Genomic DNA, 26,191 nt, shown 5'->3' with positions numbered 1-26,191 from the left:
TACAGCAGGCAGGGCTTCTTCGGCGCGAGGGCCGCGGCCGTGAACACGCCGGTCCCCTAGCACAGGAGTTCCCCGGGCCGGAAGTCGGACCGCAGGGCGTGCAGCGAGAAGGCGGACCCCTCGTGCTGGGTGACACGCAGCGGCTCCCGGCCGCCGGGATGCCGCAGGACGTACGTGCCGGTCGAGCTGACCTCGCCCGTCAGGAGCGGGATGTCCTCCATCGGGTGCAGCCAGATCCGCCACCCGCGCCGGGTGTGCAGGGACAGATGGATCGTGTCCCGGCCGTCGGCGGGGACCGGGACGACGGCCCGCGTCAGCACGGAGCCGTGCGTGAGGAGCTGCCGGCGCTGCCCGCCGGCGCCCGCCGGGCCGGTCAGGTCGGCCCAGGAGCCGTCGGCCCGCTCCAGGTGAACCACCAGCAGCGCGGGCGCGCGCCGGTCGGTGCGGCTCAGCTGCACTTCCGCGCTGCCGCGGTTCTCCCGGCGCTGCCGCGTCCCCGCGGGCAGGGGGCAGGTCCCGTACGGGTCCCCGGCGGAGGCGGGCGGGGCGGGTTCGTGCGCGGGGCGCCGCTTCGTGCGGGACGCGGCCCGCGGGTCCGGGGTCCGCTCCCGCAGCCCGCTCTCGATCGGCGCCCGCCCCTCGGCCAGGCGCACGGCATCGGCGGCGCAGACGGCGACCGTCCGCGCGGCGCCCCCGGCCGGGGCCCAGCGGACCTCCTGGGCCGACGGCCCGTGACGGGGGTCGAAGAAGCAGAGGGGAAGCCGGTGCGGGCGCGGCCGGCCCGCGACGGCGGCGTCCACGCAGGCCAGTGCGTGGCGCCCTTCGTCGAGGGCGCGCAGCACGTCGGCGGCGTCCCGCAGGGTCCGGTCGCCGGCGAAGTCGCGCTTGGCCCGCTCGTACGCGTCCAGTGCGCGCTGGTGGTCGGCGAGGAGCCGGGAGCCGTGCGCCTGATGGTCCGGCCGGAAGGGATGCCCGGCGAGCGCCTCCCCGAAGGCGGTGATCTCCGCCTCGACCCGGGCCAGTTCGTCTCCGTGCGGCGCCGTGCGCCCGCGTCTGCGGAAGAGGCCGGAGAACGCCCCCGCCATGCCGTCCGTCACGCGGGCGATCGTAGGGGCTGCCGCACCTGAGTGTCGCCCGTACCGGACGCGGCGGCGCCCGTACCGGCTCCGGCCATGTACGCGGCCATCGGGGCCGAGGAGGCGACGACCTCGTGGACGAACGCGCGGCGGGTCACGCCGCAGCGGCGCAGGGCCGCGCCGTGATCGGCGGCGACCACCCAGGCGGCTGCGCCGAGGAGCACCCGCCAGCCCCGGACGACCAGCCGCACCGCGGGCCGCGGCAGCCCGGCGAAGCCCTCCTGCAGGCGCCGGCAGTGGAACGGCACGTGGCGTTCCTCGTCGGCCAGGATCCGGCCGGCCACCTCGGCGAGCAGCGGATCGGGCGCGCCGTCGCGCAGCGCCCGGTAGTACCTGAGGGCCACGACCTCGGCGATCATCAGCACCAGCAGTTCGAGCCGCAGCCCGAGCAGGCGCCGCAGCCGTACGAACACCGCGTCGCTCCAGTGCGAGCGCAGTGTGCCGGCCCCGGCCGCGCCGAGCACCTCGGCGAGCAGCCGCGCGTGGTTCTGTTCCTCGGCCACGAACAGCCGCGCCGCCCGTGTGTACGAAGGGTCCCCGGCCCGCGCCGCCTTCGCGAGCAGCGCGCCCCCGTCGCCGTCCTCCCCGACCTGGAAGCGCTGCACGCTGCGGACGAGGGCGCGGGGGAGCGTGGCTCCGCGCGTCCAGTCCGGGTCACCCAGCGCGGCCCGCCGCTCCCGCGCCTCCTCGAAGTCCCGCACCCAGTCCGCGTACTCCTGCCGGAACTCTCCCCGCCTGTTTTTGAACATGCTCAGAAACTAGTGATCTCCGAGCCGATCCGACACCGCGGCGATGTCCGGATCCTGCAACAGAGCCGGACGGGAGCGCTCACACGCGCGTCGCGAGCGCCTTCACGAGGAGCGGGGTCACCTGCTCGACCTGCCAGCGCCGCGCCCCGTGCGAGGCCAGCGCCGCCGCCACCGCGTCCGGGTCCGCGGGAACCGGCGGCTCCCAGCAGACGCGGCGCACCGTGTCGGGCGTGATCAGGTTCTCCTGCGGCATGTTCAGCTGCTCGGCCAGCGCCGAGACCCCCGCCCGCGCCGCGGACAGGCGCGCCGCGGCCGCCGGGTCCTTGTCCGCCCAGGCGCGCGGCGGCGGGGGACCGGTCAGCGGCTGGCCCGGCTGCGGCAGCTCCGACTCGGGCAGCTCCCGCGCCCGGTCCACCGCGGCCTGCCACTGCTCCAGCTGACGGCGGCCCATCCGGTGGCCGAAGCCCGGCAGCGCGGTCAGCGCGTGCACGTTCTGCGGCAGCGCGAGCGCCGCCTCGACGATCGCCGCGTCCCCCAGCACCTTGCCCGGCGACACGTCACGCCGCTGCGCGACCCTGTCCCGCGCCGTCCACAGCTCCCGTACGACCGCCATCTGCCGGCGCCGGCGCACCTTGTGCATGCCGGAGGTGCGGCGCCAGGGGTCCTTGCGGGGCGGAGCGGGCGGGGCCGAGGCGATGGCGTCGAACTCCTGGTGCGCCCAGTCGAGCTTGCCCTGCCGGTCGAGCTCCTTCTCCAGCGAGTCGCGCAGGTCGACCAGGAGCTCCACGTCGAGGGCCGCGTAGCGCAGCCAGGGCTCGGGCAGCGGCCGCGTCGACCAGTCGACCGCGGAGTGGCCCTTCTCCAGCACGTAGCCCAGCACGTTCTCCACCATCGCGCCGAGCCCCACCCGGGGGAACCCGGCGAGACGCCCGGCCAGCTCGGTGTCGAACAGCGTCGACGGGATCATGCCTATCTCGCGCAGACACGGCAGGTCCTGCGTCGCGGCGTGCAGCACCCACTCGGCGTCGGCGACGGCGGCGCCGAAGGCGGAGAGGTCGGGACAGGCGACGGGGTCGATCAGCGCGGAGCCCGCGCCCTCGCGCCGCAGCTGCACCAGGTACGCGCGCTGCCCGTAGCGGTAGCCGGACGCGCGCTCGGCGTCGACGGCGACCGGGCCGGTGCCCGCGGCGAAGGCCGCGACCACCTCGGCGAGCGCGGCCTCGTCGGCGATCACCGGCGGGATGCCCTCGCGCGGCTCGAGCAGCGGGACCGCTGTCCCTTCGGTCGGGGTGCTGGCTGCTGCGGTCTCTTGGGCGTCTGTCACCTGTCAAGGGTATCTGTCAACCGACGACGCCCGTCGACGGAACGTTCCGTCGACGGGCGCTGAAGGGGTGTGAAACGGAAGGATCCGGCCAGTCTGCGATCAGTGGATGATTCCGGTGCGCAGGGCCACCGCCACCATCCCGGCCCGGTCGCCCGTGCCGAGCTTGCGTGCGATCCGGGCGAGGTGGCTCTTGACGGTCAGGGCGGACAGGCCCATGGAGACGCCGATCGCCTTGTTCGACTGGCCCTCGGCGACGAGCCGCAGGACCTCCACCTCACGGCCCGACAGCTCCCGGTAGCCGCCCGGGTGGCTCGGGGCACCCGGGGGGCGGCGGTGCATACGGGCGGCGGCAGAGCCGATCGGGGCGGCGCCGGGGCGGGTGGGCATTCCGACGTTGGTCCGGGTGCCCGTGACGACGTAGCCCTTCACACCGCCCGCGAGGGCGTTGCGCACGGCGCCGATGTCGTCGGCGGCGGACAGGGCCAGGCCGTTGGGCCAGCCCGCCGCCCGGGTCTCGGAGAGCAGGGTGAGGCCGGAGCCGTCGGGGAGGTGGACGTCTGCGACGCAGATGTCCCGGGGGTTGCCGATGCGGGGACGAGCCTCCGCGACGGACGAGGCCTCGATGACGTCGCGAACACCGAGCGCCCACAGATGGCGGGTGACGGTGGAGCGGACGCGCGGGTCGGCCACGACCACCATCGCGGTGGGCTTGTTCGGGCGGTAGGCGACCAGGCTTGAGGGCTGCTCGAGGAGAACGGACACCAGGCCTCCTGGGGTGCGGGACGGAGCCGGCTCTGGGGATGAAGCCGGGATGAACCGTGCTTTCAAGGTCACAGAGGTCTTCGGCACCAAACCTGCCTGCCTTTAGAGAAAGATCACGATTTGGTGAGTAACAATTCACGCAATTCGGACGCACTATCGATCATCCGAAGATCGAACGAAGATCGAAGCGATCCGAACCGGAGCGGCCGTGATCGTCCCGTGGGGGCAAACGAGCGACGGCCGCGTCGGACACTCGCCCGACGCGGCCGAAAAAAGCCCCTGCACACGACACCTTTCAGGAGGGGCGCGGCCCCCGGCGCTGAGGCAGCGTCACCACCGAGCCGTCCGACCCGGGCGGACCCGACGGCACCGGCGGGAGCCCCGCCACCTGGCACAGCAGCTCGCACCACGCCGCGAGGTGCGCCGCCGTGTCCGGCACCCCGCCGAGCCCCTCGCGCGGCGTCCACGACGCCCGGATCTCGATCTGCGAAGCGGACGGCCGGTCGCCGATCCCGCCGAAGTAGTGCGAACTCGCCCGGGTGACCGTGCCCGACGGCTCGCCGTAGCCCAGACCGCGGGCCTGCAGCGCGCCGGTCAGCCACGACCAGCACACGTCGGGGAGCAGCGGATCGGCCGCCATCTCCGGCTCGAGCTCCGCGCGCACCAGCGTCACCAGGCGGAACGTGCCGTGCCACGCCTCGTGCCCGGCCGGGTCGTGCAGCAGGACGAGCCGGCCGTCGGCCAGATCCTCCTCGCCGTCGACGACGGCCGCCTCCAGCGCGTACGAGTAGGGGGCCAGGCGCTGCGGCGGGCGCGTGGGGTCGATCTCGATCTCCGGGCGCAGCCGCGCGGAGCGCAGGGCGTCGACCGCCGTGCGGAACGGAAGGGGGGTGGGGTCGTCCTCGTGTGCAGCGTTCATGTCCCGAGCGTTCTGCCCCTCCCGCACCGATTCACTCATCCCGGACCGCCCGTCCGGGCCGTCGGACCGTCGTCCCTGAGCCGCAGCCATGCGGGGAAGATTAAGGGGAACTCGCGCCGCGCGCAGGCAGGGACACCCGCCAAGGACACCGTCTCGGCCCGCCGGGCGGCCGTGCGAGACTTTCCCGTGTGAGTGCCAACACCGAGGCCACGGGCCAGCAGCCGTCAGCGACGATCGAAGCCACCAGGGAATCCGCCTTCATCAAGGCGTGCAGGCGCGAGCCCGTGCCGCACACCCCCGTGTGGTTCATGCGGCAGGCCGGGCGCTCGCTGCCGGAGTACCTCAAGGTGCGCGAGGGCATCCCCATGCTCGAGTCCTGCATGCGGCCGGAACTCGTCGCCGAGATCACCCTGCAGCCGGTGCGCCGCCACAAGGTCGACGCCGCGATCTACTTCAGCGACATCGTCGTGCCGCTCAAGGCCATCGGCATCGACCTCGACATCAAGCCCGGTGTCGGGCCCGTCGTCGCGAACCCGATCCGCTCCCGCGCGGACCTCGCGCAGCTGCGCGACCTGACCCCGGACGACGTCTCCTACGTCACCGAGGCCATCGGCCTGCTCACCGCGGAGCTCGGCTCCACCCCGCTCATCGGCTTCGCCGGCGCGCCCTTCACCCTCGCCAGCTACCTCGTCGAGGGCGGGCCGTCGCGCAACCACGAGCACACCAAGGCCCTCATGTACGGCGACCCGCAGCTGTGGGCCGACCTGCTCGACCGGCTCGCCGAGATCACCTCCGCCTTCCTGAAGGTGCAGATCGAGGCCGGCGCCAGCGCCGTACAGCTCTTCGACTCGTGGGTCGGCGCGCTCGCCCCGGCCGACTACCGCCGCTCCGTCATGCCGGCCTCGAAGAAGGTCTTCGACGCCGTCGCCGGGTACGGGGTGCCGCGCATCCACTTCGGTGTCGGCACCGGTGAGCTGCTCGGGCTCATGGGCGAGGCCGGGGCGGACGTCGTCGGCGTCGACTGGCGCGTCCCGCTCGACGAGGCCGCCCGCCGCGTCGGGCCCGGCAAGGCGCTGCAGGGCAACCTCGACCCGGCGATCCTCTTCTCCACGCCGGAGGCGGTCGAGGTCAAGACCCGTGAGGTGCTCGACGCGGCGGCGGGGCTCGAGGGCCACGTCTTCAATCTCGGCCACGGTGTCCTCCCCACCACCAATCCCGACGCCCTGACCCGTCTGGTCGACCACGTCCACACGCAGACGTCCAAGTAGCCCCGACGCTCCAGCCGGCCCCGGCCCGCCCCGCCGCAGGGGCTGACGATCGTCGCCGGGTGCCGCACGGTGGGGCTTCTCGCGCAGTTCCCCGCGCCCCTGGTAGGCACGCTTCGCGTGCTCCGGGGGCGTGCTGCTCGTACCCCGCGGTGGGGTTGCTGGTCGGACACGGTCGCGCGCCACTGACGGGGGACGTCTGCCCCGGCCCCGCTCCCACCCACCCGCCCCCTCCGGGGGCGTTCGGCCCGGCGCGGTACGGGTGGCGGTGCCGGGCGCGCGTTCGGGCCGGCGTCGGCCCCGGCCCGCCCCGCCGTAGGGGCTGACGATCGTCGCCGGGTGCCGCACGGTGGGGCTTCTCGCGCAGTTCCCCGCGCCCCTGGGAGGCACGCTTCGCGTGCTCCCGGGGCGTGGTGCTCGTGCCCCCCCGACGGAGGCGCTGGGGCGGATGCGACAGGGCAAAGGTGTCCGTCAGGCGTTGCGTACCGCGCCCGCCGCCTTGCGGGAGGCGACCTGGATGGGGTCCCAGACCGGGGAGAAGGGTGGGGCGTAGCCGAGGTCGAGGGACGTCACCTGTTCCACCGTCAGGCCGGCGGTCAGGGCCACCGCCGCGATGTCGACCCGCTTCGCCGCTCCCTCGCGGCCGACGATCTGTACCCCCAGCAGGCGCCCGCTGTCCCGTTCGGCCAGCATCTTCACCGTCATCGGCGCCGCCCCGGGGTAGTACCGGGCCCGGCCCGTCGTCTCCACGGTCACCGTCACGTACTGGAGGCCCGCGCGCCGCGCGTCCTTCTCGCGCAGACCGGTCCGCGCGATCTCCAGGTCGCAGACCTTGCTGACGGCCGTGCCGACGACGCCGGGGAACGTCGCGTACCCGCCGCCCACGTTCGTGCCGATGATCCGCCCGTGCTTGTTCGCGTGCGTGCCGAGCGCGATGTGCCGTTCGCGCCCCGACACGAGGTCGAGCACCTCGACGCAGTCGCCGCCCGCCCAGATGTCCTCGTGCCCGCGCACCCGCATCGACAGGTCCGTGAGCAGCCCGCCGAAGGCGCCGACCGGCAGCCCCGCGGCCCGGGCCAGGGAGGTCTCGGGCCGCACCCCGATGCCGAGCACCACCACGTCCGCCGGGTACTCGGCGTCCCGCGTGGCCACCGCCCGTACGCGCCCGTCGCCCCCCGTGACGACCTTCGTGACCTCGGCGTCGTCGACCATCGTGATGCCGAGCCCGGTCATCGCCTCGCGCACCAGGCACCCCATGTCGGGGTCCAGGGTCGACATGGGTTCGGCGCCCCGGTTCACGACCGTCACCTCGTAACCGCGGCGGATCAGCGCCTCGGCCATCTCCACCCCGATGTACCCGGCGCCGACGACGACCGCCCGCCGCCCCGTCGCCGCGCGCAGCGAGTCGAGCAGCGCCTGCCCGTCGTCCAGGGTCTGCACCCCGTGCACGCCCGCCGCGTCGATCCCCGGCAACTCCGGCCGCACGGGGCGCGCCCCGGTCGCGATCACGAGCTTGTCGTACGAGGTCCAGTACTCGCCCGCGCCGTCCACCGCGCGCGCCCGCACCCGCCGGCCGGTCACGTCGATCTCGACGACCTCGGTCCGCATCCGCAGGTCGATGCCGCGCTCGCGGTGCTCCTCGGGCGAGCGCGCGACCAGCTGGTCGCGGTCCTCGACGTCGCCGCCCACCCAGTACGGGATGCCGCACGCCGAGTACGACGAGAAGTGCCCCCGTTCGAAGGCCACGATCTCCAGCTCGTCGGGGCCGCGCAGCCGCCGGGCCTGCGACGCGGCGGACATGCCCGCCGCGTCGCCGCCGATGACCACGAGCCGCTCACGCACACGTTCTCCAGCACTCATGCGCCCACGCTACGTGCGCGCACCGCGCCGGGTCCCGTCAGTCCCGTTCGTCGTCGGACCCGCGCTCCGGGTGCGCGGGCAGCGGACCCGGCCGCGGTGCCACCGGCACGGGGTGGCGGCGCGGCAGCCGGGGCCGCAGCACCCGCAGCCACAGGAACAGGGCGAGCGCCAGGACCGCCGCGAACGGCAGCACCGCCGCGAGGACGAGCACGATCCAGCGCAGCACCGACACGAACGCGTCCCAGCCGCCCGCCAGCGCGTCCAGGAAGCCCGGCCCGTCGTCCTCGTCACCGGCCCCCGCGGGCGCCGACTCGGTGAGCCGCAGCGTGATGGTGGCCAGCGTCGTGCGGTCCTTCAGTGACGCCTGCTGCGCGAGCAGGGACTCCAGCTCCGCCTGACGGTTGCTCAGCTCGCCTTCCAGCGTGACCACGTCGCTGAGCTTCGTGGCCCGGTCCATCAGCTCCCGCACCCGCGCCACACTGGCCCGCTGCGACCTGATCCGGCTGTCCACGTCGACGACCTGGTCGGTGACGTCCTTCGCCGTCACGTTCCGCTCCAGCAGCTTCCCGCTGCCCGACAGCCGCTCCAGCACGTCCGCGTACGACTCCTGCGGCACCCGGAGCGTGACCAGCGTGCGCTCACGGCCGCGGCCGTCGCGGTCGGTGGTCTCGCTGCCGACGATGCCGCCCGCGTCCTCGGCCAGCGACCGCGCCCGGTCCAGGGCCTGCGGCACGTCCTTCACCCGGACCGTCAGATGCGCGGTGCGGATGATGTGGACCCCGCTGAGCCTCGGCGCCTTGCGCGCCGCCTTCTCGCCGGACGGGGCCGCCGCTCCGTCCCGCGCGGCCCCGCCCCCGGACTTGGCGTCGGCCGCGGCCGCCTTGCTCGACCCGCCGGAGTCACCGCCGGCCCCGGAACAGCCCGCGACCGCCAGCACGGCGCCGAGCAACGGCACCACCAGAACATGAACCGGCCGCAGCCGTCGTGCAGCACCAGCACGCATGGACGTACCCCCAGGACCCGTGGAACGGAACCGACATGGACGCCCCCTTCGACGCGCGAGCCGCCCTTCGGGTGGTTGCCGCACGGTCCCGAAGCGGTCACGTTAGGGACACGTCGGTGCGCCGGAGCCCTTCTGAGAGAGTGGGGACATGCGCGAAGCGGAGACACCGGAAGCGGACACATCCACGGCGACCGGGCGGCAGAAGGACGTCCTCGTCATCGGCGGCGGCATCACCGGACTCGCGGCGGCCCACCGGCTGCTCGACGGCGACGAACCGGTACGGGTCACCGTCCTGGAGGCCTCCGACCGGATCGGCGGAAAGCTCCGCGCGGGCGAGATCGCCGGCGCCCGCGTCGACCTCGGCGCCGAGTCGCTCCTGGCCCGCCGCCCCGAGGCGGTCGGCCTGGCCCGCGAGGTCGGCCTCGGCGACCGGCTCCAGCCACCGGGCACCGCCACCGCCTCCCTGTGGACCCGCGGCGCGCTGCGCCCCATGCCCAAGGGCCACGTCATGGGCGTCCCCGGCACCGCGGAGGCGCTCGCCGGCGTCCTCTCCGACGAGGGCCTGCGCCGTATCGAGCTCGACGCCGACCTGCCGCCCACCGAGATGGGCGAGGACGTCGCCGTCGGCGAGTACGTCGCCGCCCGCCTCGGCCGCGAGGTCGTCGACCGTCTCGTCGAACCGCTCCTCGGGGGTGTCTACGCGGGCGACGCCTACAAGATCTCCCTGCGCAGCGCCGTCCCCCAGCTCTTCGCCGAGGCCCGCCACCACCGCTCCCTCACCTCGGCGGTGCGGGCCCTCCAGGCCAAGACGGCCCGCACCCAGCAGACGGGCCCGGTCTTCATGGGCATCGAGGGCGGCATCGGAACCCTTCCGACCGCCGTCGCCGAGTCGGTCCGCGCGAGGGGCGCCGAGATCGTGTTCGGGGAGCGCGCGGTCACCCTGGGGGCGCAGGGGGCCGCCCGCTCGGCCACGCACCCCGCACCCCAGTGGCGCGTGGTCACCGAATCCGGCCGCACCTTCGAGGCCGACCAGGTCGTCATCGCCCTGCCCGCGACGCCGGCCGCGGGCCTCCTGCGGACGGCCGCCCCCATGGCCTCCCAGGAACTCCGCGGCATCGAGTACGCCTCCATGGCCCTGATCACCCTGGCCTACGCCAAGAAGACGGCCGAACTCCCCGAGGGCAGCGGCTTCCTCGTGCCGCCTGTCGACGGCCACACCATCAAGGCCGCCACGTTCGCCTCCCAGAAGTGGGGCTGGATCGCGGGCGAGAACCCGGACCTGCACATCGTCCGCACCTCCGTCGGCCGCTACGGCGACGAGAAGGACCTCGGCCGCGACGACGCCGACCTCGTCGGCGTGGCCCGCCACGACCTGCGCGAGGCCACCGGCCTGGACGCCTCGCCCGTCGCCTCGCACGTGACGCGCTGGCAGGACGGCCTGCCCCAGTACCCGGTCGGGCACACGGACCGGGTCGCCCGGATCCGCGGTTTCGTCGGACAGCTGCCCGGCCTCGCCGTGTGCGGCGCCGCGTACGACGGCGTCGGCGTGCCCGCCTGCATCGCGAGCGCGTACGCCGCCGTGGACGAGCTGCGCGGCGACGCGAGCGGCCGCGCGGCCCTGGAGGCGAACCCGGTGCAGAGCCTGCACGGCGGAGCGGGAGAATAAGGGCATGAGCGACGACACCACGACCACCCCCGAGGCTGCCCGGATCCCGAACAAGGGCAAGCTCGCCAAGGACCTCAACGAGGTCATCCGCTACACCCTCTGGTCCGTCTTCAAGCTGAAGGACGTCCTGCCGGAGGACCGCGCGGGTTACGCGGACGAGGTCCAGGAGCTGTTCGACCAGCTCGCCGCGAAGGACGTCACGATCCGCGGCACCTACGACGTGTCCGGCCTGCGCGCCGACGCCGACCTCATGATCTGGTGGCACGCCGAGACCGCCGACCAGCTGCAGGAGGCGTACAACCTCTTCCGCCGCACCAAGCTGGGCCGGGCCCTGGAGCCGGTGTGGTCGAACATGGCGCTGCACCGCCCCGCCGAGTTCAACCGCTCGCACATCCCGGCGTTCCTCGCCGACGAGACGCCCCGCAACTACGTGAGCGTCTACCCGTTCGTGCGCTCCTACGAGTGGTACCTGCTGCCCGACGACGAGCGCCGCAAGATGCTCGCCGACCACGGCAAGATGGCCCGCGGCTACCCGGACGTGCGCGCCAACACGGTCGCTTCGTTCTCGCTCGGCGACTACGAGTGGATCCTCGCCTTCGAGGCCGACGAGCTGGACCGCATCGTCGACCTGATGCGTCACCTGCGCGGCTCCGAGGCTCGCCGGCACGTGCGCGAGGAGGTCCCGTTCTACACGGGCCGCCGCAAGAGCGTCGCCGACCTGGTCGCCGGTCTCGCCTGAGGCACGAGTGAGGCATGAGTGAGGGGCGGGGCCGCCTGGCCCCGCCCCTCAGCCGTTCTCACGCGCGGGTCACCGGGCCCGCAGCGCCTTCTCCGGCGGTCCGCCCGAGCCCAGCGGTGTGGGCGCCGCGTGCGCCGCGCAGGACGCCGACCGCCGCTCGGGCAGCCGCCCGTCCAGGACGTACGCGTCGAGATGCCCGTTGACGCAGGCGTTGGGGCCGCCGCCCACGCCGTGCGTGCCCGCGTCCCGCTCGGTCACGAGCACCGACCCGGCGATGCGCCGGTGCATCTCCTTCGCGCCCGCGTACGGTGTCGCCGCGTCCCGCTCCGCGGCGAGGATCAGCGTCGGCGGCAGCGCCCCCGGCAGCGTCCGCACGTCGAGCGGCTGCTGACGCGGCCCGCTCCAGTACGCGCAGGGCAGGTTCGTCCACACGTTGTCCCACGTCTCGAACGGGGCCACGCGCGCCAGCCGCGTGTTGTCCCGGTCCCAGACGCGGAAGTCCTCCGGCCACGGCGCGTCGTTGCACTCGACGGCCGTGTAGACCGCGCCCGCGTTCTCGTTCTCCTTCGCCGCGACCGGCGACGCCACCGGCGCGGCCTGCCCGATCAGCGGCTCCGGATTGCCCGCCCGGTACTCGGACAGGGCCAGCGCCCGGATCGGCCAGTAGTCGTCGTAGTAGCCGGCCTGGAGGAACGCGGACTGCAGCTCGCCCGGTCCGACCTTCTTCCCGGCCGGCGTGTGCGCGAGCTGTGCCCGCACCTCCTCGTAGGACCGCCGCACGGCCTCCGCCGTCCTGCCGAGACCGTACGTGTCGTCGTGCTCGGCCACCCAGGTGCGGAAGTCGGCCCAGCGGCGCTCGAACGCGGCGGACTGGGCCATGTTGTTCCGGTACCAGACCCGCCCGGGCGACGGGTCGACCGCCGAGTCGAACACCATCCGGCGCACGTGCGAGGGGAACAGCGTCGCGTACACGGCCCCGATGTAGGTCCCGTACGAGGCGCCCATGTACGTGAGCCGCTGCTCGCCGAGCGCGGCCCGCAGGACGTCGAGGTCCCGGGCGTTGTTCAGCGTCGTGAAGTGCTCCAGGTCCGGATTGCGCTCGGCACAGCCCCGCGCGTACGACTTCGCGCGGGCGATCCGCTCCTTCTTGTACGACTCCGAGGGGTGGGTCGGCGCGAGCGTGGGGCCCTTGCCGAGCTGCTTCGGGTCCCGGCAGGACAGCGGCGCGGAGCGGCCCACGCCGCGCGGCGCGTATCCGACGAGGTCGTACGCGGCGCCGATGCGCTTCCACTCCGGCATCATCCCGGCGAGCGGGAAGTACATGCCGTTGCCGCCGGGGCCGCCCGGGTTGAAGACGAACGAGCCCTGCCGGGCCACCTTCTTCCCGCCGGCCTTGCCCGTCGCCTTCACACGGCTGACGGTCAGCTTGATCTTCTTGCCGTCGGGGTCGGCGTAGTCGAGCGGGACGGTGACCGTGCCGCAGGTCAGCGCCTCCGGCAGGCTCTCCTCGGCGGGGCAGGCGCCGAACCGGATGCCGGCGGCCGCGGCCCGCTCGGCGGCGAGCGCGGTGCCCCGCGCGCGGGCGTCGTCGGGGCCCGCGGGCAGGGCACCCGCGGCGGGGGCGGGGCCGGCCGCGAACGCGGCCAGGACCAGCGATCCCGCGGCGGCGTAGCGGGCGGAGGCGGACGCTGCTGCTCTCATCGCTCGGTCTCATCCCTTTCGTCGTGAACAAAAGGGATCCTTGGGGCGGCAGTTGGCGAAGTAAAGCACCGGGTCGCCGGTGTCGGATCAATGACCCCGATGCGCCGCCGCGCCCGTACGCCTCAGAGCCGGTCCTCGGGGTCGAGCGGGTCGCGTGCCGGGTGGGCGAACGCGGACCGCAGCGCCGGGTCGTCCACCGCGGGCACCCCGCGCAGCGCCACCGCGAGCAGGCTGCCCGTGCCGTCGGGCAGCGCGGAGAGCAGGCGCTGACCGGTGGGGGAGGCCCAGTGCGTGTACGGGTGGATCTCGAACCGGGCGACGAACAAACAGCACAGGGTGAGCAGCAGCGGCAGCAGGAACCACAGCGCCACCGGCATGTTCCTGGGCGGCTCCTGACCCGGCATCAGCGTCGCGACCGCCGCCAGGACCACGATCGCCGCGGCCGCCGCCTTCACCTGGGCCACGCCGGAGGCGACCGTGGTGCGGGTCGTGTCCGGGGTGGCGAGGCCGGCCGCCACGAGACGTTCGGTGAGCGTGCGGACGGCGTCGCCCGACGCCGTGGCCGAGCGCACCGGAGCTATCCGCGACTGGCCCTGCGGGCCGATCGCGCCGATCACCGAGCGCTCCATGTCGTCGCCGCCGACCGGGTCGACGACCGTCGCCCAGCCGGTGTGCGCGAGCAGCAGCCGGCGGCTGCGGGCCATCGACACGAGCGCCACGTCCGCGACGCGGCGCGGGCCGCCCGAGAGGAACGCCGTCTCGTACAGGGACAGCACCCGCTCGTGCGGGCCCTCGCCGTCGCCCGCGGCGCGCTCGGCGTCGGCCGCCCGCACGGCGGCGAGGCACAGCCGCCCGCACGTGACCAGGGCCAGGCCGCTGGCCAGTACAAGGAACAGGACCCAGAACATGGGGAGTTTCTACGGCAGGACTCCGGGTAACCGCTATGGCCCGTTCAATATGCGGACGAGAATTCCGCGGGGCGGGGGTGGCCTGGGGCAGGGCGGACCGCCCATGGGGCTGCCTCAGGGGCGCGGGGCTCTGTCCATCAGCGGCTCCGCCGCGGGGCGCGACCAGCCCCCACCGGGGCCGTACCCGGCGACGAGACCGGTCGGGCCGCCCACCGGTGCACCGGTTCAGCCCCGGCGCAGCGCGAACCGGGCGGCCCGCAGTGCCCGCGCCACCGGGCGTCCCGAGAGCGGGGCCGGGCCCGACCGCTCCAGCCACCAGTCGGTCAGCCGGCGCCGGGCCCCCGGCTCCGTGACCCGCTGCCCGAGCAGCAGGTCCTCGGCGAAGTCCAGCGCGTCCCGCCGGTAGCCGCCCGTCATGGGCCGCCGCTGCGCGTACCCCAGGAACGCCGCACGGTACGCGGCCCCGCCCAGGATCTCCGGCAGTTCGGGCGCCACCTTGGCGACGACATCGGCCCGCTTCCCCGCCAGCGCCCGCGCCTGCACCCCGAGCCGCACCCGGTCGAACCCCTCCGGGGCGGGCGTCCCGGCCACCAGCGCCGACAGCAGCGCGGCCTGGGCGAGGGCGACCCGGCCGCGGGTGGACTCGGCGACGGGTTCGGGGGCGTCGGGCCGGGAGCGCGCGCCGGTCCTCTCCGACGGGGCGGCCGGGGCCGCTGCCACCACCTCGCGGATCCGCTCGACCTCGCGGCCCAGTTCCGCCGTGTCGTCCGGGAAGTTCTCGTCGCGCTCCAGGAGGACGCCGGGCGGGGTCACCCGGGAGGCCAGGTCGGCCAGGATGTCCAGGACCGGCTGCGGAACCGGGTGGGCGTGGCTGTCGTGCCAGACGCCGTCGCGCTCGAAGCCGCCCGCCATGTGGACGTACGCGATCGCCTCGACCGGCAGCTCGGCCAGCGCCTTCGCCGGGTCCTCGCCCCGGTTCACGTGGTTGGTGTGCAGGTTCGCGACATCGATCAGCAGCCGGACCCCGGTGCGCTCGACCAGCTCGTACAGGAACTGGCCCTCCGTCATCTCCTCGCCCGGCCAGGAGAACAGCGCCGCGATGTTCTCCACCGCGAGCGGCACCGGCAGCGCGTCCTGCGCGATCCGCACGTTCGCGCACAGCACGTCGAGCGCGTCCCGGGTGCGCGGCACCGGCAGCAGGTGCCCGGCCTCCAGGAGCGGCGACGCCGTGCGCTCGCCACCGGCCCGTACGAACGCGATGTGCTCGGTGACCAGCGGCGCGCCCAGCGCCTGCGCGCGGGACGCCAGATCCGCGAGCCGCCCCTCGTCGGGCCGGTCCGCGCCGCCGAGGCCGAGGGAGACGCCGTGCGGCACGACGGTGACGCCGCGCTCGCGCAGCCGCACCAGCGACTCGGGCAGATGACCCGGGCACACGTTCTCGGCGACCGCCTCGACCCAGTCGATGCCGGGCATCGCCTCGACGATCTCCGCGATCTCCGGCCGCCAGCCGATCCCCGTGCCCAGCCTTGTCAGGCGCTCCATGTCCGTCCCCCTCTGCCGCGTGGTCGTGCTGCCGCGTGCAGGTGTCATGGCCCCGCCGCGCGCGCCCGAATCCACGAGCGAGGACGTTCAGAGCAACATTTGAGGTTCGGCCCGAGGGCCTGCCTCAGCCGTACTGCCCCGTCACGCGGCCCAGCGGCGCGTACCGGGTGCCGCCCTCCGACACCACCGTGCAGGAACCCGGCGCGATCTCCGTGAAGCCCGCGTCCCGCACCACCGGCAGACCGGCCCGGGTCAGCGGCTCCCAGCGCGCCGGGTCGGCGGTACGGACCGCCAGCGGGAAGCCCGCCTCGCGCCACTCCTTGCGCTGCGGCTCGGACAGCGCCCACCAGGCCAGCTGCGCGCCGTGCCCGGCCTGCGCCATCGCCTTGCCCGCCGTCATCCCGAGGTCGGGGTTGAGCCAGAGGACCGGCGCCGAGGGGTCCGGGGCGGGCGGCGGCTCCGGGTCGTCGAGGTCAGTGCCGGACACCTGGAGGCGGGCCAGGTCCTTGGGCCAGCCGTCGAGCGGCACCGGCGGGAACACCCGCACCTGCGCTCCGTCACCCGTCACCGTGATGCCGTCGAGCGCCTCGGCACGCCGCCACTCGGCACCCCGGGCCCGCCGCACCACCTTGCGGATCCGCGCGTCCTGCCAGTCCCGCACGGCCTGCGCCCACTCCCCGTCGCCGAGCGCGCGGTCGTCGGACAGCAGGACGAGGACGGCGCGCGCGGCGGTCTCCAGGGCGGCCGTCCGCGCGGGCGGCTCGGCCCGCTCGATCCGCGCCACGAGCGGCAGCACGAACTGCGGGGCCTCGTCACGCGGGGTGGGCTCGGTGCGGAACGGGCTGTCGGCGGGCGGCAGGCCGTCCCGGCCCGGGGCCTTGCTCAGGTCGTCGTCGCTGGTCACACCACCAGTCTGCCAGCAGCCGCCGCGCCCGCTGCCGCGATGCGCCACCATGGTCGCCATGCCGACCCCGACCGCACCGCCCACGGGCCCGCTCGCCCTCCGCCGCGTCGGACGCCGCTACGGGCTCCGCGGACCCTGGGTCCTGCGCGACGTCGACCTCGATGTGCCGGCCGGCGCCCTCGTCCGGGTGCGCGGCGCCAACGGGTCGGGGAAGTCGACCCTGTTGCGCGTCATGGCCGGGATCGACGCCCCCGGCGCCGGCCGCGTCCTCGGCCGCCCCCGCACCGCCTACGTCCCCGAACGCTTCCCCGCCGCCCTGCCGTTCACCGCGCTCGGCTACCTCACCCACCTGGGCCGCATCCACGGCCTCGCCCGCCCCGAGGCGACCCGGCGGGCGCGCGAGCAGCTGGAACGCTTCGGCGCCGCCGCGTACGCGGACACCCCGCTCGCCGAACTCTCCAAGGGCAGCAGCCAGAAGGTGGCCGTCGCCCAGGCACTTCTCGCCGCACCGGAGTTGCTGATCCTGGACGAGGCCTGGACGGGCCTGGACCCCGCCGCCCGTGACGAACTGGACCGAGCCGTGGCCGAACGCACGGCGGCGGGCGGCACGGTCGTCTACGTCGACCACGACCCACGCCGCCTGGAGGGCGCGGCGGACGCGGTGTACGAGGTGGCCGGGGGCCGGGTGTCACCCGTGCCGGACCGGAAACCGACGGGACCGGATCCCGCCGGAACCGGCGCCGGGGGCCATGTCGCGTTTGTGCCGGACCGGGAGTCGGAGGGCGCGGCTCTCGTCGGCCGCGACCAGTCGGACGGGGTCGTGTCCGAGCGCAGGGCGGTCGGTGGCGCCGTCGACCACGACCCGCGCCGCCCGGTGGGCGCGGCCGACCCGGTCGGCGAGGTGGCCGGGGGCCGGGTGTCGCCCGTGCCGGACCGGGAGCCGGTGGCCCCTGATCTCGCCGGTCGTGACCCGTCGGACGGGGGCGCGGCGGTCGGTGGCGCCCCCGTCCGTGTGGACGGCGATCAGCGGCACCCGGCGGGCGCGGTGTGGGGAGTGGCCGCGGGGCGGGTCGCGCCGGTGCCGGACGCTTCGTGGGCGGGCCTCGACCCGCGCCGCCCGCGGGGCGAGTCCGGTGCCGCCGAGGGGGCAGGTGTGGTGGTGGAAGCGACCGGGTCGGCGGAGGATCCGGCCGGTCTGCCGCAGCCGTGCACCCTGACCCGCCTCGACGCCCGTACCGTGCGGGTCACCACGTCCCCCACGCACTCCGACGCCGTGCTGCGCGCGCTGCTGGGGGCGCGGCCGCCGTGGCACGTCGTCGCCGTCCGGTCCGTTCCGTCCACCCTCCCGGAGTCCCGATGACCACGGCCCTGCTCGCCTACCAGTCCGGGCTTCTGCTGCGCTCGCAGCGCTGGCTCGCGCCCGTCGTGCTGTACGCGGCGGTGCTCGCGGTCGGGCTCCAGGGCGGGCAGCCGGTTCTGGACTCGCTCGGTTACGCGGCGGCGGGCCTGCTGCCCGCCGGGGCCTGGCTGGCCCGGATCTGTGTCTCCAACGAGTCGTCCGCCGCGCGCGGTTGCACGGCCGCGGCGACCGGACCGTGGCGGGCGCACTTCGCGAGCCTGCTCACCGCGCTGCTCGCGACCGCCCTGCTCGGCGCCCTCGCCACTCTCTTCGTGGCGCTGCTCGCGGACGGTGTGAGCACCGGCCACCGGGTACGGATCGCCGTCCTGCCCGCGGCCGGCGCCGGACTCCTCGCCGCCTGGACCTGCGCCCTCGCCGGTACCGCCGTGGGCGCCCTGACCACGTGGCCGGTGATCCGGGGCACCGGCGCGGGCGTGGCCGCACTGCTGCTCGGCACCCTGCTCACCCTCGTGGCGCCCGGCTCCCCGGCCCGCTCCGCGGTGACGGCGCTGATCACCGGCTCCCAGCGGGGCGAGATCCCGCTGCCCGCGCTGCCTTTCCTGGGCGCGGTCGTGCTCGCGGGGGCCTGCGCGGCGGCGGCCTGCGCGCTGGCGTCCCGCCGTTGACCGCGGGGCGACGCGCTCACCCCTTGCGGGTGGCCCCGATCAGCTGGGAGACCCGTACGAACCGGTAGCCCTTCGCGCGCAGTTCGGGCACGACTGTGCGCACCACGCGCTCCGTCGTCGGGGCCGCGCTGCGCGTGCAGTGCAGGACGACGACGGAACCCGGCCGCACCCCGTCGAGCACCTGCCGCGACACCGCGTCCGCGTCGGTGGCGAACGCGTCGCCGCTCACCACGTCCCACTGCACGGCCGTGACCCCGGCCGGGGCGAGCGCCCGCAGCGCCTGCTTGTCGTAACAGCCGCCGGGGAAACGGAAGTACGGCACGACATGCTCGACTCCGGCCCTGCGGAACGCGGTGAAGGCCCGCTCGACGTCCGTGCGCATCCGCGCGGGCGGCACGGTGGGCAGGCCGTAGCAGTCGTCCGTGAAGGCGTAGTGGCTGTACGAGTGGTTGGCGACCTCGAAGAGCGGGTCGGCGCCGATGTCGCGTGCCTCGGCCGGGTACTGGTCGGCCCAGCGCCCCGTCATGAAGACGGTGGCCGGCACCTTCAGTCTCCGGAGCGTGGAGATGAGCTGAGGGTGGTCGAAGTGCTCGCCGGCCGCGGCGCGGGGGCCCTGGTCGGCGGTCATGTCGGCGTCGAAGGTCAGCGCCACGACGCGCTCCTTCGACCGGGCCGCGTTCTTGAAGACGCGGGTGAGACCCCCGGGCCCGGGGGCGAGTGTGGGGGCGCCCGCGGGGGAGGGGGCGGCCGAGGGGCTCTGGGCGGGCCGGTCGGCCCGGGCGGGGTGCGCGGGCCCGGTGCCGCCGCCCGAGCAGGCGGCGGCACCGAGGGCGAGGGCGGCGAGGACGCAGGTCGACACGGTGCGGCGTACGGAGTTGATCACGCCGCGACGATAAGCCTACAAATGTGACAAATCGCGTACCTCTGGACTCCTCGCCCCGTGCCCCCGACGGCATTGCTCCGACCGGCGGAAGGTCCACCGGTGAGCGAAGGGCCCTGGGCTCAGGACCGGCCCCGCAGCGCCTGTGCCACGCTCCGGTGGAGCGCCGCGTGGGCCGTCGCGCTCGGCGGGAGCTCCGGGTTCCACGGCAGGACCGCGGCCCGCTCGGCCAGTGCCGTCCACGCCGGGGACGCGCCGTAGGCCTCCCGCGGCGCCGCGTTCGCCCGGGTGTCCAGCAGGACGATGTCCGGGGCGAGCGCGGCGGCGTCCGGCCAGTCGCCCGTGTGCCAGTTGGCCCCCGGGCCCTCGGGCGGCTCGACCGTCGCCACGCCCAGGGCCGTGAGCGCGCTCAGGTCCGGCCATTTCGCGGGCCGCGCCAGATGCACGCTGTCCGGCCCGCCCGGCGACAGGGCGAGCACCCGCGCCCCGCCCGCCGCGCCCGCGGCCTCCGTCAGTTCCCGCTCGGCCCGCGCCAGCCCCTCCCCGGCGGCCGGCGCCTCACCCGCCCCGAGCGAGGCTCCGAGCTCCGCGAACCGTTCCCGCACGTCCGCCAGACTCCGCCCCTGGCCCACGTCGAACACCACGACCGGAACTTGCTCCTCCAGGTGCTTCGCCGTGTCCGGATCGATCCCGTAGACCTGCCCGCCCCCGTAGGTGAGCGCCACCACCAGATCCGGGCGCACCCCGAGCACGTCGTCGAGGCCGAGCCCGGCGCCCGCCCCCAGATACGCCACGTCCCCGAGCGGCAGACCGCCGGCCTTCGCCCGGTCCGCCCGCTCCCCGTCGTGGAACGAGCCGAAGACGCCGACGGGCGTCAGTCCGAGATCGTGCAGGCCGGCCCCGGCCTGGAGGTACGCGACGATCCGCGCCGGAACGCCGGGGGCCGAGGCCCGGTGTCCGCGGTCGTCGGTGAATTCCCATGGATGTGCGGAGGGTGAAGTCATAGGGCCACCCTGCCCACGCGGGCGGCGCGGCATGTGGGGCGCCGCCTCAAGTGCGGTCGTCGTACGGCGAGTTCACGTCACGGCATCGCCAGCAGCCGTTCCCGGCACTCCGCCACGTCGAAGTCCGCCTTCGGGTACTGCGGATCGAGCTCCTCCAGATGCTCCAGGAGGAGACGGCTGATCGCCCAGTTCCGGTACCACTTCCGGTCGGCGGGGACCACGTACCAGGGGGCCGCCCGCGTGGAGCAGCGTTCCAGGGCGAGTTCGTACGCCTCCTGGTAGGCGGGCCACAGCGCCCGGTCCTTGATGTCGCCCGGACTGAACTTCCAGTACTTGTCCGGGTTGTCGAGCCGCTCCAGGAGGCGGCGCTTCTGCTGGGCGTAGGAGATGTGCAGGAAGCACTTCACGAGCGTGACGCCGTCCTCGGCGAGGGACTGCTCGAAGCGGTTGATCTCGTCGTAGCGGCGGGCCAGCCGGTCGCGCGGGGCGAGGTCCCGGACGCGGGCGATCAGGACGTCCTCGTACTGGGAGCGGTCGAAGATGCCGATCTCGCCCGGCTCGGGCAGCGCCTGCGCGATGCGCCACAGGAACGGGTGCTTGAGCTCGTCCGCGGTCGGCGCCTTGAAGGCCTTGATGCGGCAGCCGGACGGGTTGAAGTGGCCGATCACGTGCTTGACCGTGCCGCCCTTCCCGCTGGTGTCCATGCCCTGGAGAATCAGCAGCACCCGGCGCCGGTCGCCGCCCGCCGAACCGGCCGCCCACAGCCGCTCCTGGAGCTCCGCGAGCCGCTCGCCCGCGCGCTCGCTCGCCGCGACGCCCTCGGCCTTGCCGGACGGGCCGCCGGGCGTTCCCGCCGCGTCGTAGGACGACAGGTCGACGCGCTCGCCCTGCGGCACCCGCAGCAGCTCGCGCAGGGGGACGGCCCCCGGCTGCTTCCCGGCGCTCCCCGCGCCCTTCTTGCCGCCGTTCTTCGCCACCGCGCACCCCTTTCGGACCGGAGCAGGTGCTCCCGATCCTGCTCCGCGGCGGCCCGGCGCGCCACCCGCGCCGCTCAGGGACAGCGGGTGGTCAGCACGCAGAACTCGTTGCCCTCCGGGTCGTGCAGGGTCACCCAGCCGACGTCGTCGCCCTGGCCGACGTCCGCGTGCCGGGCGCCGAGGGCGAGCAGCCGGGCCACTTCGCCCGCCTGGTCCGTGTCGGTCGGGTTGACGTCGATGTGCAGCCGGTTCTTCACGCTCTTGCCCTCGGGCACGCGCGCGAAGGTGAGCGTCGGCGGCACCGGCCCCGGCCGCTCCTTGCCCTCGGGCACCTGGGGCGAGCCGATGGTGACGAGGCCCTCCTCGCGCCCCTGCACCACGTAGCCGAGCACGAGGCACCAGAACCCGGCGAGCCCCTCCGGGTCGGCGCAGTCGATCGCCAGTTCTGTGAACTTGCTGGTCATGTCAGGCCTCCGCCCGCGGGTTCCCGGTCGCCCGGGAGGACCCGCGGGCGGACCGACCCTAACGGTGCCAGGGTCCGGTCACCGCGAACGTCGTCCCGGGCGTGTAGCAGTTGACGTACATCGTGTCGCCGTCGGGCGAGAAGGTGACGCCCGCGAACTCGCCCCACTCCGGCTCGTCCGGCGTCCCGATGTTCTGCCGGCCGCGCGCCATCGCGTAGACCTCGCCCTTGCGCGTCACGCCGAACACGTGCTGCGCGCCCGCGCCGTCCTCGCACACCATCAGGCCGCCGCTGGGTGCGAGACAGATGTTGTCCGGCTCCTCGCCGGGGAGCTGGAGGTCGGTGCCGGGCCCGAAGACGATCACCAGGGTGAGGCGGCGTGCGGCCGGGTCGTAGCGCCAGATCTGCCCGAAGTGGTCACCGGCCGAGCCCTCGCGGCTGCGCGCGTACGAGGACACGAAGTAGACGCAGGACCCGCCCCAGTAGCAGCCCTCCAGCTTCTGGGCGTGGGTGATGCCCTTCGGGCCGAAGTCCTGGTTGCGGATCGGGGTCTGCGCGGCCAGCGGGTCGGGCACGTCGACCCACTCGATCCCGCCGAAGCTCGCGCCGGTCTCCTGCACCGCGGACAGGTCCGGCACCCCCGGCACCCGCATCGCCTGGAGCCTGCCGCCCGCGCGCAGCGAACCGAGACCGCCCTCGGGCCGGTTCGGCAGGAAGCGGTAGAAGAGCCCGAACGGCGCCTGGAACGCGTCCTCGGTCTCGTACACGATCCCGCGCCGGGGATCGATGGCGATCGCCTCGTGCTGGTAGCGGCCCATCGCGGTCAGCGGCACCGCGCCCGAGCGGTGCGGGTCGGCCGGGTCGACCTCGAAGATGAAGCCGTGGTCCTTCGTGTACCCGTTCGTCCCCGCCTTGTCCTCGGTCTCCTCGCAGGTCAGCCAGGTTCCCCAAGGGGTGGGCCCGCCCGCGCAGTTGACCGCGGTGCCGGCGATGCCGACCCGCTCCGACAGCACGTTGTTGTCGCGGTCGAGGGTGAGGGCCGTACAGCCGCCCTTGCCCATCGGATCGTAGGTGAGGCCCTCGACGGTCGGGACGCCGATCTTCGCGGTGACCCGGTTCTCGTGGTTGCGCACCAGGTGGACCCGGCCGCCTCTGCCCTCGAGGGCGGTCATCCCGTCGTGGTTGCTCGGCACCTTGCCCTCGCCGGAGCGCAGTGGATCGCCCTCGCGCGAGAGGACTTTGTAGCGGAATCCTTTCGGCAGGTCGAGCAGCCCGGCCGGGTCGGGCACCAGGTCGCCGTAGCCGCTGCGGCCCTGCGCCGCCGCCGAACCGGCGAACAGCTCCCCGAGACTCCCGGCGAAGGCGATGCCCGCGCCCAACGCGCCGGTCCGGGCGAGCATCTGACGTCGTGTTGCGGACTGCCGTGCATCTGACGTGCGTGACATGGGTGCAACCTCCTGCTGGCGGACAGGAACTGTGACCCGGCTGTGTCTATCACGCGACTTTCGCCACGGGAACCACGCGCGTAGCACGCGGCGCGGGCCCCCGGCGGGGGCCGCACGTCCGGCTCAGCTCTGCACGAGCCCCTTGGCGTCGCGGGCCAGGGCCGTCAGACGGGATATCGCGCGGAAGTACTTCTTGCGGTAGCCCCCGTTCAGCATCTCCTCGCTGAACAGCTTGTCGAAGGGCTCGCCGGAGGCCAGGACCGGGATCTCGCGGTCGTACAGGCGGTCGGCGAGGACCACGAGCCGCAGCGCCGTCGACTGGTCCGGGATCGCGCTGACCTCGGTCAGGCAGACCGCCTTCAGATGGTCCGTCAGGGCGCCGTAGCGGCTGGGGTGCACGCGCGCGAGGTGCTCGAGCAGGTGCGGGAAGTCGTCGAGCGAGGCGCCCTCGGTGGCGTACGCGGCCTTGGTGACCTGCTCCTCGGAGTACGGGGGCGGGGCCTCGGGCAGGCCCCGGTGGCGGTAGTCCTCGCCGTCGATGCGCAGCGGGCGGAAGTGCGCGGACAGGCCCTGGATCTCACGCAGGAAGTCGGCGGCGGCGAACCGGCCCTCGCCGAGCTTGCCCGGCAGCGTGTTCGACGTGGCGGCGAGCGCGACGCCCGCGTCGACCAGCTTGCCGAGCAGGGTGGAGACCAGCACGGTGTCGCCCGGGTCGTCCAGCTCGAACTCGTCGATGCACAGCAGCCGGTGGCTGCTCAGCGTCTTCACGGTCTGCTGGAAGCCCAGCGCGCCCACCAGGTTCGTCAGCTCGACGAAGGTGCCGAACGCCTTCTGCTCGGCGGGCGCCGGGGTGGCGTGCCACAGGGAGGCGAGCAGGTGGGTCTTGCCGACGCCGTAGCCGCCGTCGAGGTAGACGCCGCGCGGGGCGCTCGGCGCGACGGCCGGCTTGCGGCCGAAGCCGAACAGGCCGCGCTTCTTGCCGGTGCCGGCGGCGGGCCCGCCGAGCCCGGCGGCGAAGGAGCCGAGGATCTGGACGGCCTGCGTCTGGCTCGGCTGGTTCGGATCCGGGATGTACGTCTCGAAGCGGGCCGAGCTGAAGCGCGGCGGCGGCACCATCTCGGCGACCAGGCGCTCCGCCGGGACGTGCGGTTCGCGTTCGCACAGGGACAGCGGGCCCGCGTCGGTCAGGGGGGCGGTACCCGCATGGCGGATGTCTGCGGCTTCGGTGGAGGACGACACAGCTCCTCAGTCTAGGCGCCGTGCCAGACTGCACCCATGCGACGCCTGTTCCCTGTGACGTACGAAACAGCAGATCACCAGGGCCGGGAGGGGCGGGACGGCCCCGCGGACGGTGAGTGGGGCCTCGACGCGCTCGCCGACGCCTACGCCTACCCCGACCTGGCCGAGGGGGACGTGTGGCTGCGCGCCAACATGGTCTCCACCCTGGACGGCGCGGCCCAGCACGACGGCCGCTCCCAGCCCATCTCCTGCCCGACGGACATGCGGATCTTCGGCACCCTGCGCGGACTCGCCGACGTGGTCGTCGTCGGGGCCGAGACGGTCCGCCTGGAGGGGTACCGGCCGGCCCGCGCCCGGGAGGCCTTCACCGCGCGCCGGGAGGCGGCGGGGCAGGGTCCGGCCCCGTCCATCGCCGTGATCAGCGGCTCCCTGGACCTGGACTTCACCCTGCCGCTCTTCACCGCGCCGCTGGTCCCCACGTACCTGATCACCGGTGCGGGGGCTCCGCCGGACCGGGTGGAGGCGGCGCGCAAGGCGGGCGCGGAGGTGCTCATCGCGGGCGAGGGCCGGGCGGTGGATCCGCACCGCGCGGTCAGGGCGCTGGCCGGGCGCGGGCACCGGCGGCTGCTCACGGAGGGCGGGCCGCGGATGCTGGGTCAGTTCATCGCCGCGCAGGTGCTCGACGAGCTCTGTCTGACGCTCTCGCCGATGCTCACGGCGGGCGACGCGCAGCGCATCGCGGGAGGTTCCGCTCTTGTCGTGCCGGAACGTTTCGACCTGGCATCTCTTCTGGAGGAGGACGGTTTCCTCTTCTCCCGGTACCGGTGTCGCCGACACTCGGCGGAATGAGTCGTTCCGTTTCGCTTCCGCTGGGCACACTAAAACTCGCAGACCCCGTGCGGCCACGGGGCAGGATGGTTTCCGCAGGTCCCCAGTGACCCGCTCCCGGGCGGGCCACGGTAGGAGAAGAAGGGCGCCCGTCGTGTTCACGAGCGTATTGATGATCGAGAAGGCCCTGACGTCCGCCGACGTGGAGTTCGTCACGACCTTGCACGGCGACGAAGAGGTCTCCTTCCACGTGCTGCTCCAGCCCCGCGGCGACCAGGCGGACCGCCTGCTGCGGGCCATCGACGACGTCGCGATGGGGGAGCTGGACGAGGCGGCCAAGGAACGCGACGTCCCCGAGGGCGACGACGCCCGGGGCCCCGCCGAGCAGGCCCTCGCGGTCTCGCTCACGGCCCTGCACCAGGCCGGCTGCGCCGCCGAGGGGCGCCTCGTCGAGGACCACCCGCTGGACGCGCTGAAGACCCGGGTGGACGAGGTCGACGCGGACGAGGTCATCGTCCTCACCGACCCGCACTACGTCGAGGAGTTCTTCCACCGCGACTGGGCCTCCCGAGCCCGCCACAAGGTCGGCGTCCCGGTCCTCAAGCTCTTCTCCCACAGCAAGGCGTAGCGCCTGCCGGCGGGGCGCGGATCTCTGCCGCTCCGGGCCGGAGAGCGGCCCGCCCGCGCTCTCGCCCGGCGGAGGGGGCGAGCGCCTGGAGAGCGGGTGGCCCGGGGGCCACCGTCGGGCCGGCGCATGCTCGCCGGGTGGGATCGTGGCCCGACCGCCGAGCCCGCGCCTTGCCGCGTCCGCAGGGGTGGGGCGACCCGCCGTGGGGCGAGGCGGGCCGTGGT

Annotated in this window: 23 protein-coding genes and 1 pseudogene; 7 read left to right on the top strand and 17 right to left on the bottom strand. The window is 74.5% G+C overall.

Annotation, left to right across the window (positions count from 1 at the left end; all coding sequences use genetic code 11):
* Positions 1-56: 56 nt before the first annotated feature.
* From IAG42_RS08055 to IAG42_RS08035, 5 genes are all read right to left on the bottom strand, one after another.
* A complete protein-coding gene (locus tag IAG42_RS08055) occupies positions 57-1,097 on the bottom strand; it encodes a hypothetical protein (RefSeq protein ID WP_188336337.1) in 1,041 nt (346 codons plus the stop codon).
* On the bottom strand, positions 1,094-1,885 hold the full coding sequence (locus tag IAG42_RS08050; protein ID WP_223205904.1) for a ferritin-like domain-containing protein: 792 nt from the start codon (positions 1,883-1,885) through the stop codon (positions 1,094-1,096). Before IAG42_RS08050 ends, IAG42_RS08055 begins: the two co-directional genes overlap by 4 nt.
* A 79-nt stretch (positions 1,886-1,964) precedes the next feature.
* Positions 1,965-3,209, bottom strand: a complete 1,245-nt coding sequence (locus IAG42_RS08045) for an HRDC domain-containing protein (RefSeq protein ID WP_223205903.1) — start codon at positions 3,207-3,209, stop codon at positions 1,965-1,967.
* Between the two features lie 99 nt (positions 3,210-3,308).
* On the bottom strand, positions 3,309-3,971 hold the full coding sequence (locus IAG42_RS08040; RefSeq protein ID WP_188336336.1) for a response regulator transcription factor: 663 nt from the start codon (positions 3,969-3,971) through the stop codon (positions 3,309-3,311).
* A 295-nt stretch (positions 3,972-4,266) separates the two neighbouring features.
* Positions 4,267-4,890 carry a DUF3000 domain-containing protein gene (locus IAG42_RS08035; protein WP_394811199.1) on the bottom strand — a complete coding sequence of 208 codons (624 nt, stop codon included), beginning with the start codon at positions 4,888-4,890 and terminating at the stop codon, positions 4,267-4,269.
* 188 nt (positions 4,891-5,078) lie between these two features.
* Between IAG42_RS08035 and hemE the strand changes: the two genes are divergently transcribed.
* On the top strand, positions 5,079-6,158 hold the full coding sequence (gene hemE, locus IAG42_RS08030; protein WP_188336334.1) for a uroporphyrinogen decarboxylase: 1,080 nt from the start codon (positions 5,079-5,081) through the stop codon (positions 6,156-6,158).
* A gap of 468 nt (positions 6,159-6,626) precedes the next feature.
* Here hemE and IAG42_RS08025 read toward each other — a convergent pair whose 3' ends face one another.
* Positions 6,627-8,015: an FAD-dependent oxidoreductase gene (locus IAG42_RS08025; RefSeq protein WP_188336333.1), complete on the bottom strand. Its 1,389-nt coding sequence runs from the start codon at positions 8,013-8,015 to the stop codon at positions 6,627-6,629.
* A gap of 37 nt (positions 8,016-8,052) precedes the next feature.
* Entirely contained in the window at positions 8,053-9,018 is a 966-nt protein-coding gene (locus IAG42_RS08020) for a DUF4349 domain-containing protein (protein WP_188336332.1), read from the bottom strand.
* A 148-nt stretch (positions 9,019-9,166) separates the two neighbouring features.
* Between IAG42_RS08020 and hemG the strand changes: the two genes are divergently transcribed.
* Together hemG and hemQ are read left to right on the top strand one after the other, a co-directional pair.
* Complete coding sequence (gene hemG / locus IAG42_RS08015; RefSeq protein ID WP_188336331.1) at positions 9,167-10,684, top strand: protoporphyrinogen oxidase; 1,518 nt, start codon at positions 9,167-9,169, stop codon at positions 10,682-10,684.
* A 4-nt stretch (positions 10,685-10,688) separates the two neighbouring features.
* Positions 10,689-11,423: a hydrogen peroxide-dependent heme synthase gene (gene hemQ, locus IAG42_RS08010; protein ID WP_188336330.1), complete on the top strand. Its 735-nt coding sequence runs from the start codon at positions 10,689-10,691 to the stop codon at positions 11,421-11,423.
* 69 nt (positions 11,424-11,492) lie between these two features.
* On the opposite strand, the gene IAG42_RS08005 is transcribed toward hemQ, so the two are convergent.
* From IAG42_RS08005 to IAG42_RS07990, 4 genes are all read right to left on the bottom strand, one after another.
* Positions 11,493-13,124: an alpha/beta hydrolase gene (locus tag IAG42_RS08005; RefSeq protein ID WP_188336329.1), complete on the bottom strand. Its 1,632-nt coding sequence runs from the start codon at positions 13,122-13,124 to the stop codon at positions 11,493-11,495.
* Positions 13,125-13,246: 122 nt separating this feature from the next.
* Entirely contained in the window at positions 13,247-14,032 is a 786-nt protein-coding gene (locus tag IAG42_RS08000) for a TIGR04222 domain-containing membrane protein (protein WP_188336328.1), read from the bottom strand.
* A 225-nt stretch (positions 14,033-14,257) separates the two neighbouring features.
* On the bottom strand, positions 14,258-15,565 hold the full coding sequence (locus tag IAG42_RS07995; RefSeq protein WP_188341250.1) for a DUF692 domain-containing protein: 1,308 nt from the start codon (positions 15,563-15,565) through the stop codon (positions 14,258-14,260).
* Between the two features lie 133 nt (positions 15,566-15,698).
* Entirely contained in the window at positions 15,699-16,478 is a 780-nt protein-coding gene (locus IAG42_RS07990; RefSeq protein WP_223205902.1) for a peptidyl-tRNA hydrolase, read from the bottom strand.
* Positions 16,479-16,536: 58 nt separating this feature from the next.
* On the opposite strand from IAG42_RS07990, the pseudogene IAG42_RS07985 reads away from it, so the two are divergent.
* Together IAG42_RS07985 and IAG42_RS07980 are read left to right on the top strand one after the other, a co-directional pair.
* Positions 16,537-17,208: pseudogene (locus IAG42_RS07985) on the top strand (ABC transporter ATP-binding protein); the annotation flags it as partial.
* Positions 17,209-17,834: 626 nt separating this feature from the next.
* The gene (locus IAG42_RS07980; protein ID WP_188336327.1) at positions 17,835-18,503 is read left to right on the top strand and encodes an ABC transporter; all 669 of its coding nucleotides are present in this window, start codon (positions 17,835-17,837) and stop codon (positions 18,501-18,503) included.
* A gap of 16 nt (positions 18,504-18,519) precedes the next feature.
* Here the strand turns inward: IAG42_RS07980 and IAG42_RS07975 are convergent, their stop codons facing one another.
* From IAG42_RS07975 to zapE, 6 genes are all read right to left on the bottom strand, one after another.
* Complete coding sequence (locus IAG42_RS07975) at positions 18,520-19,386, bottom strand: polysaccharide deacetylase family protein (protein WP_188336326.1); 867 nt, start codon at positions 19,384-19,386, stop codon at positions 18,520-18,522.
* A 119-nt stretch (positions 19,387-19,505) separates the two neighbouring features.
* Entirely contained in the window at positions 19,506-20,387 is an 882-nt protein-coding gene (locus tag IAG42_RS07970; protein WP_188336325.1) for a TroA family protein, read from the bottom strand.
* A 77-nt stretch (positions 20,388-20,464) separates the two neighbouring features.
* Complete coding sequence (locus tag IAG42_RS07965; RefSeq protein ID WP_394811198.1) at positions 20,465-21,364, bottom strand: PPK2 family polyphosphate kinase; 900 nt, start codon at positions 21,362-21,364, stop codon at positions 20,465-20,467.
* A 74-nt stretch (positions 21,365-21,438) separates the two neighbouring features.
* On the bottom strand, positions 21,439-21,828 hold the full coding sequence (locus IAG42_RS07960) for a VOC family protein (protein WP_188336324.1): 390 nt from the start codon (positions 21,826-21,828) through the stop codon (positions 21,439-21,441).
* A gap of 58 nt (positions 21,829-21,886) precedes the next feature.
* The gene (locus IAG42_RS07955; protein WP_223205901.1) at positions 21,887-23,227 is read right to left on the bottom strand and encodes an alkaline phosphatase PhoX; all 1,341 of its coding nucleotides are present in this window, start codon (positions 23,225-23,227) and stop codon (positions 21,887-21,889) included.
* A gap of 168 nt (positions 23,228-23,395) precedes the next feature.
* Positions 23,396-24,511, bottom strand: a complete 1,116-nt coding sequence (gene zapE, locus IAG42_RS07950; protein ID WP_188336322.1) for a cell division protein ZapE — start codon at positions 24,509-24,511, stop codon at positions 23,396-23,398.
* A 36-nt stretch (positions 24,512-24,547) separates the two neighbouring features.
* Here zapE and IAG42_RS07945 point away from each other — a divergent pair, with 36 nt between their 5' ends.
* Together IAG42_RS07945 and IAG42_RS07940 are read left to right on the top strand one after the other, a co-directional pair.
* The gene (locus tag IAG42_RS07945) at positions 24,548-25,360 is read left to right on the top strand and encodes a pyrimidine reductase family protein (protein ID WP_188336321.1); all 813 of its coding nucleotides are present in this window, start codon (positions 24,548-24,550) and stop codon (positions 25,358-25,360) included.
* Positions 25,361-25,493: 133 nt separating this feature from the next.
* Entirely contained in the window at positions 25,494-25,967 is a 474-nt protein-coding gene (locus IAG42_RS07940; protein ID WP_188336320.1) for an indole-3-glycerol phosphate synthase, read from the top strand.
* Positions 25,968-26,191 lie beyond the last annotated feature (224 nt).

It is taken from the genome of Streptomyces xanthii (genome assembly GCF_014621695.1).
Classification (GTDB): domain Bacteria; phylum Actinomycetota; class Actinomycetes; order Streptomycetales; family Streptomycetaceae; genus Streptomyces; species Streptomyces xanthii.
The sequence above is the reverse complement of the archived record's forward strand: the minus strand, read 5'-3'. Positions and strand labels throughout refer to the sequence as shown.

Excerpts from the sequence above, each read along its gene's own strand:
- IAG42_RS08050 (WP_223205904.1), bottom strand. The coding sequence starts at position 1,885 with ATGTTCAAAAACAGGCGGGGAGAGTTCCGGCAGGAGTACGCGGACTGG.
- IAG42_RS08035 (WP_394811199.1), bottom strand. The coding sequence starts at position 4,890 with ATGAACGCTGCACACGAGGACGACCCCACCCCCCTTCCGTTCCGCACG.
- IAG42_RS08025 (WP_188336333.1), bottom strand. The coding sequence starts at position 8,015 with ATGAGTGCTGGAGAACGTGTGCGTGAGCGGCTCGTGGTCATCGGCGGC.
- IAG42_RS08020 (WP_188336332.1), bottom strand. The coding sequence starts at position 9,018 with ATGCGTGCTGGTGCTGCACGACGGCTGCGGCCGGTTCATGTTCTGGTG.
- hemG (WP_188336331.1), top strand. The coding sequence starts at position 9,167 with ATGCGCGAAGCGGAGACACCGGAAGCGGACACATCCACGGCGACCGGG.
- hemQ (WP_188336330.1), top strand. The coding sequence starts at position 10,689 with ATGAGCGACGACACCACGACCACCCCCGAGGCTGCCCGGATCCCGAAC.
- IAG42_RS08005 (WP_188336329.1), bottom strand. The coding sequence starts at position 13,124 with ATGAGAGCAGCAGCGTCCGCCTCCGCCCGCTACGCCGCCGCGGGATCG.
- IAG42_RS08000 (WP_188336328.1), bottom strand. The coding sequence starts at position 14,032 with ATGTTCTGGGTCCTGTTCCTTGTACTGGCCAGCGGCCTGGCCCTGGTC.
- IAG42_RS07980 (WP_188336327.1), top strand. The coding sequence starts at position 17,835 with ATGACCACGGCCCTGCTCGCCTACCAGTCCGGGCTTCTGCTGCGCTCG.
- IAG42_RS07970 (WP_188336325.1), bottom strand. The coding sequence starts at position 20,387 with ATGACTTCACCCTCCGCACATCCATGGGAATTCACCGACGACCGCGGA.
- IAG42_RS07960 (WP_188336324.1), bottom strand. The coding sequence starts at position 21,828 with ATGACCAGCAAGTTCACAGAACTGGCGATCGACTGCGCCGACCCGGAG.
- IAG42_RS07955 (WP_223205901.1), bottom strand. The coding sequence starts at position 23,227 with ATGCTCGCCCGGACCGGCGCGTTGGGCGCGGGCATCGCCTTCGCCGGG.
- IAG42_RS07945 (WP_188336321.1), top strand. The coding sequence starts at position 24,548 with ATGCGACGCCTGTTCCCTGTGACGTACGAAACAGCAGATCACCAGGGC.